The organism is Streptomyces alkaliphilus (assembly GCF_014141535.1).
Taxonomy (GTDB): Bacteria; Actinomycetota; Actinomycetes; order Streptomycetales; family Streptomycetaceae; genus Streptomyces; species Streptomyces alkaliphilus.
In genome coordinates, this window is record NZ_VKHT01000229.1 from 1 (window position 1) to 6,105 (window position 6,105).

At 71.3% G+C, this 6,105-nt stretch carries 4 protein-coding genes; all 4 read right to left on the reverse strand.

The features are described 5' to 3' along the window. The coding region (gene opcA, locus FNQ90_RS09865; RefSeq protein ID WP_182606023.1) for a glucose-6-phosphate dehydrogenase assembly protein OpcA at positions 1-932 on the reverse strand (932 nt) is incomplete at its 3' end. Next, the gene (gene zwf, locus FNQ90_RS09870; RefSeq protein WP_182606024.1) at positions 929-2,491 is read right to left on the reverse strand and encodes a glucose-6-phosphate dehydrogenase; all 1,563 of its coding nucleotides are present in this window, start codon (positions 2,489-2,491) and stop codon (positions 929-931) included. The genes zwf and opcA, both read right to left, overlap by 4 nt. Then, on the reverse strand, positions 2,488-3,618 hold the full coding sequence (gene tal / locus FNQ90_RS09875) for a transaldolase (RefSeq protein ID WP_182606025.1): 1,131 nt from the start codon (positions 3,616-3,618) through the stop codon (positions 2,488-2,490). Before tal ends, zwf begins: the two co-directional genes overlap by 4 nt. Before the next feature lie 36 nt (positions 3,619-3,654). Next, on the reverse strand, positions 3,655-5,733 hold the full coding sequence (gene tkt / locus FNQ90_RS09880; RefSeq protein ID WP_182606026.1) for a transketolase: 2,079 nt from the start codon (positions 5,731-5,733) through the stop codon (positions 3,655-3,657). Between the last annotated feature and the right edge of the window lie 372 nt (positions 5,734-6,105).

The following is a 6,105-nucleotide window of genomic DNA, read 5'->3' on the forward strand; positions in this document are numbered from 1 at the left end:
CGCCCGCCCCGCCCCGGGCGGGTGGGGTCGAAGCGCACCGCCTGCGCGTAGGCGATGTCCGGGTCCAGCCGCCGCAGTTCCTCGGCGATCAACTCGGCCGTCCCGCGACGCTGCAGCGCCACGTGCCGGTCCGGTTGGCCGGGCATCTCCAGCCCGCCCAGGGCCCCGGTGGGCCGGGTCAGGCAGATCAGGCCCTCCGGCGTGGACAGCCTCACCGCCGTGATTCCCGGACCGTCCGTCAGCACCCGCTCCACCGGCACCCCCAACCGTGCCCCGAGCCACCGGGCGAGCAGTTCGGCGCTGGGGTTGTACTCCTCGCCCTCGACCACGGCCGACTCCACGGTGCCGTGCCGCTGGTCCAGGGCGGAGGCCAGCACACTGCGCCAGGGGGTGATCCGGGTCCAGGCCAGGTCGGTGTCGCCGGGGGAGTAGCCCTCGGCGCGCACCCCGAGCACCGCGATCGGATCCTCGGCGGAGGCCGCGTCGGAGATGCGGCGCTGCGCGAGGGATCCCAAGGGGTCGTCGGCCGGACGTTCCGGGGCGTCCTCGGGCCACCAGACCACCACCGGGGCGTCCGGCAGCAGCAGCGGGAGCACCACGCTGTGCGCGTGGGCGGCGAGCTCGCCGTGCAGCCGGAGCAGGACGATCTCACCGCTGCCCGCGTCCGCGCCCGCCCGCACCTCGGCGTCGAGCCGGGCCACCGCCCGGTCCCGGGGCGAGCGGCCGGGGCGTCGCACCACCACCAGGATGCGGGAGGGGTGTTCCTTGGACGCCTCGTTCGCCGCTTTCAGCGCGTCGTAGTGATTGCCCTCGTCGGTCACGATGACCAGGGTCAGGACCATGCCGATGGCCGGCGTGCCGGTCGCCCGCCTGGCCTGCACCAGGGCCGCGTTGATCCGGCTGGAGGTGGTGTCCGTGAGGTCGATGTTCATGGCCGTCGCCAACTCCGTCCGTCCCTCGCGAGCATCTCGTCGGCCGCCTTCGGCCCCCAGGTTCCGGCGGTGTACGGTTCCGGCCGGCCGCCGGTCGCCCAGAACTCCTCCACCGGGTCGAGGATCTCCCAGGACCGCTCGACCTCCTGGTGCCGGGGGAAGAGGTTGGCGTCGCCCAGCAACACGTCCAACAGCAACCGCTCGTACGCCTCCGGGCTGGACTCGGTGAAGGACTCACCGTAGGCGAAGTCCATCGTCACGTCCCGGATCTCCATCTGGGTGCCGGGCACCTTGGAGCCGAAACGGATCGTCACGCCCTCATCCGGCTGCACCCGGATCACCAGCGCGTTGTTGTTGAGCTCCCGGGTGTCGGTGGCGTCGAAGGGGGAGTACGGCGCCCGCTGGAAGACCACCGCGATCTCGGTGACCCGCCGCCCCAGTCGCTTCCCGGTCCGCAGGTAGAACGGCACCCCCGCCCACCGCCGGTTGTCGATCTCCAGCTTCAGCGCCGCGTAGGTGTCGGTCACCGACCCGGGGTCGATGCCCTCCTCCTGGAGGTAGCCCGGTACCCGGACCCCGCCCTGCCAACCCGCCGTGTACTGCCCCCGCACGGTGGTGCGGGCCATGTCGGTGGGCAGCCGTACCGCGTTGAGCACCTTCAACTTCTCGGTGACCAGTGCCTTGGCGTCGAAGGAGACCGGCTCCTCCATCGCGGTCAGCGCCAGGAGTTGCAGCAGGTGGTTCTGGATGACGTCGCGGGCCGACCCGATACCGTCGTAGTACCCCGCCCGACCGCCGATGCCGATGTCCTCGGCCATGGTGATCTGCACGTGGTCCACGTAGCTGCGGTTCCACAGTGGTTCGAACATCGTGTTGGCGAAGCGCAGCGCCAGGATGTTCTGAACGGTCTCCTTGCCCAGGTAGTGGTCGATCCGGAAGACCTCGTGGTTGGCGAAGACACCGTGCACGGTCCGGTTCAGCTCGCGGGCGGAGGCCAGATCGTGGCCGAAGGGCTTCTCGATGACGGCCCGTCGCCAGCTGTCACCCTTCCCCTCCGAGAGGCCGTGCTTCTTGAGCTGCTGCACCACCAGGGGGAAGAACTTCGGCGGCACCGACAGGTAGAAGGCGAAGTTGCCGCCGGTGCCGCGCTCCTTGTCGAGTCGGTCGATGGTCTGCCGCAGCGTCTCGAAGGCGGCGTCGTCGTCGAAGACGCCGGGCACGAACCGCATGCCCTCCGACAGTTGCCGCCAGACCTCCTCGCGGAACGGCGTGCGGGCGTGCTCCTTGACCGAGTCGTGCACGACCTTGGCGAAGTCCTCGTCCTCCCAGTCGCGTCGGGCGAAGCCGACCAGGGAGAAGCCCGGTGGGAGCAGCCCCCGGTTGGCGAGGTCGTACACCGCGGGCATCAACTTCTTGCGGGACAGGTCACCGGTCACCCCGAAGATGACCAGGCCCGACGGCCCCGCGATCCGCGGCAGCCGTCGGTCCCCCGGGTCCCGCAGCGGGTTGGCGCCGGGGGCGGGGGTGGTGCCCCCGGTCGCCGTGGTGTCGCCGCTCACGCGTTCTCGCGACCTTCCTCCGGCGCGAGCCGTTCCAACTCGGCCCGGGTGGAGTCGAGCAGGTCGTTCCAGGCGCTCTCGAACTTCTCCACGCCCTCGACCTCGAGGAGCTTCACGACCTCGTCGTAGGAGATGCCGTGCTCGGCCAGGGCGTCGATGTCGGCCCTGGCCTGCTCGTAGGCGCCGCTGATGGTGTCGCCGGTGATCTCCGCGTGGTCCTCGGCGGCCCGCAGGGTGGCTTCCGGCATTGTGTTGACGGTGCCGGGTGCCACCAGTTCCGTGACGTACAGGGTGTCCGGGTAGGCCGGGTCCTTGACGCCGGTGGAGGCCCACAGCGGGCGCTGGACGTTGGCGCCCTCCCCGGACAGCTCCTCCCAGCGCGGCGAGGAGAAGACTTCCTCGTAGGCCTGGAAGGCGAGCCGGGCGTTGGCCAGGGCGGCCTTCCCGCGCAGCGCCCTCGCCTCCTCGGTACCCAGGGCCTCCAGCCGCTTGTCGATCTCGGTGTCCACCCGCGAGACGAAGAACGACGCCACGGAGTGGATGGTCGACAGGTCCAGGCCCTTCTCCCGGGCCCGCTCCAGACCGGTGAGGTAGGCGTCCATCACCGCGCGGTACCGCTCCAGGGAGAAGATCAACGTGACGTTGACGCTGATGCCCAGGGCGATCGTCTCGGTGATGGCGGGCAGCCCCGCCTCGGTGGCGGGGATCTTGATCAACGTGTTGGGTCGGTCCACCAGCCAGGCCAACTGCTTGGCCTCGGCGACGGTGGGGGCGGTGGCGTGGGCCAGACGGGGGTCCACCTCGATGGAGACCCGGCCGTCCCGGCCGTCGGTGGCGTCGAAGACGGGACGCAGGACGTCGCAGGCGTCCCGCACGTCCGCCGTGGTGATCATCCGCAGCGCCTCCTCCACGGAGACGCGGCGCACGGCGAGGTCGGCGACCTGCTGCTCGTACCCCTCGCCGGCGGAGATGGCCTTCTGGAAGATCGCGGGATTGGTGGTGACCCCCACCACGTGCTGCTGGTCGATCAGCTCGCCCAGGTCACCGGAGGTGATCCGGCTGCGGGAGAGGTCGTCCAACCAGATCGCGACGCCCTCCTCGGAGAGCCGCTTGAGTGCCTCGGTCATCGGTAACGCAACTCCTGACTCTTTCGGATGTAGGGATCAGCGCTCGGCGGCGGCCAGCGATTCCCGCGCCGCGGCGGCCACCGCCTCCGCGGTGATGCCGAACTCCTCGAACAGCTTTCTGTAGTCGGCGGAGGCACCGAAGCGCTCCAGGGAGACCACCCGGCCGGCGTCACCGGTCCAGCGGTGCCAGCTCATGCCCACGCCCGCCTCCACGGCGACCCGGGCGCGCACGCCCGGGGGCAGCACGTTGTCGCGGTACGCGCGGGTCTGCTCCTCGAACCACTCGACGCACGGCATCGACACCACCCGGGTGGGGATGCCCTCGGCCTGGAGCTCCTCGCGGGCGGCCATCGCCAGGTGGAGTTCGGAGCCGGTGCCGATGAGGATCACCCGCGGTTCCCCGCCCTCGGCCTCCGCCCGGACGTAACCGCCCCGCGCGGTGTCCTCGTCCGCCTCGTAGGTGGGGACGTTCTGGCGGGTGAGTGCCAGACCGTGGGGGGCGGACCGCTCCCCGTGCCGGCGCAGGATCTCGCGCCAGGCGATCGCGGTCTCGTTGGCGTCGGCCGGCCGCACCACGTTCAGGCCGGGGATGGCGCGCAACGAGGCGAGGTGCTCGACCGGCTGGTGGGTGGGACCGTCCTCGCCCAGACCGATGGAGTCGTGGGTCCACACGTAGGTCACCGACAGTTCCATCAGCGCGGCCAACCGCACCGCCGGGCGCATGTAGTCCGAGAAGACCAGGAAGGTGCCGCCGTACACCCGGGTGTTCCCGTGCAGGGCGATGCCGTTCATCGTCGAGCCCATGGCGTGCTCGCGGATGCCGAAGTGGATGGTCCGGCCGTAGGGATCGGCGCTCGGGAGGCTGTTGCCCTCGGGCAGGAAGGAGGAGCCGGCGTCGATGGTGGTGTTGTTGGAGCCGGCGAGGTCGGCCGAGCCGCCCCACAGCTCCGGGATCACCGCGCCCAGGTCCTTCAGGACCTGACCGGAGGCCTTGCGGGTGGCGACATCCTTGCCCGGCTCGAAGGAGGGCAGGGACTTCTCCCAACCCTCGGGCAGCCGGCCGGCGCGGATCCGGTCCCACTCGGTGGCCCGCTCCGGATTGGCCTCCCGCCAGGCGGCCAGCCGCTCCTCCCACTCGGCGCGCTGCGCCCGCCCCCGCTCGCGGGCGCCCCGGACGTGCTCCAGCACCTCGGGCTCCACGGCGAAGTCCCGCTCCGGGTCGAAGCCCAGGACCCGCTTGGTGGCGGCCACCTCCTCGACGCCCAGCGCGGAGCCGTGGGACGCCTCGGTGTTCTGGGCGTTGGGCGCGGGCCAGGCGATGATCGAGCGCGCGGCGATGATCGAGGGCCGTGAGGTCTCCGCCCGGGCGGCGACCATCGCCTCGTACAGGGCGACGGGGTCGAGGTCACCGTTCTCCGCCTGCGGCACCCGCTGCACGTGCCAGCCGTACGCCTCGAACCGGCCGAGCACGTCCTCGCTGACGGCGGTCTCGGTGTCACCCTCGATGGAGATGTGGTTGTCGTCCCACAGCAGCACCAGGTTGCCGAGCTTCTGGTGGCCGGCCAGGGAGGCGGCCTCCGCGGAGACGCCCTCCTGGAGGTCACCGTCACCGGCGAAGACCCAGATGGTGTGGTCGAAGGGGGACTCGCCCACCGGCGTGTCGGGGTCGAACAGACCACGCTCGTAGCGGGAGGCCATCGCCATGCCCACGGCGTTGGCCACGCCCTGCCCCAGCGGGCCGGTGGTGGTCTCGACGCCGACGGTGTGGCCGTGCTCGGGGTGCCCCGGGGTCCTGCTGCCCCAGGTGCGGAAGGCCTTGAGGTCCTCCAGCTCCAACCCGTAGCCCGTCATGTAGAGCTGGATGTAGAGCGTCAGACTGCTGTGGCCCACGGAGAGCACGAAGCGGTCGCGGCCCGCCCAGTCCGGGACGGAGGGGTCGTGTCGCATCAGCTTCTGGAAGACGAGGTGGGCGGCGGGGGCCAGGCTCATCGCCGTCCCCGGGTGCCCGTTGCCGACCCGCTGCACGGAATCCATCGCCAGGACGCGGACGGTGTCCACGGCCCGCCGGTCCAGTTCTGTCCAGTCGAGTTCGCTGCTGTTCGATGTGGTGCTCACCCTGCTTCAGGGCTCCTCTCCGGATAGTGAGGCCGGGGCCGTGGCGTCCTCCGGTGTCTTTCCGGGGACGGAGCCATCGGCGGGGATGAGCCTACCCCCGGGCCCCCGGCCCGAGGGCCCTTGTTCGTTCACCGGGACAAGAACCGCCGGAAGCTCGGGAACCCCTTGTCGAGCTGGTGTTTTCCGGGGATTTTCGTTGCTTTCCCGGGTGGCGGCGTCCCCCGGGTGGGGTGTTCGCCGTGCCCGGGATGCCCACCGGTCCCGGGAACCGGGGAGGGTCGGCGGAGACGGCGTCGGCCGGCTTCGCCCGCCGGTCCCCGCCGTTCCCGCCCGGTTCCCGTGACCGCCGCTCCCCGTTCACCGGGCCCACCG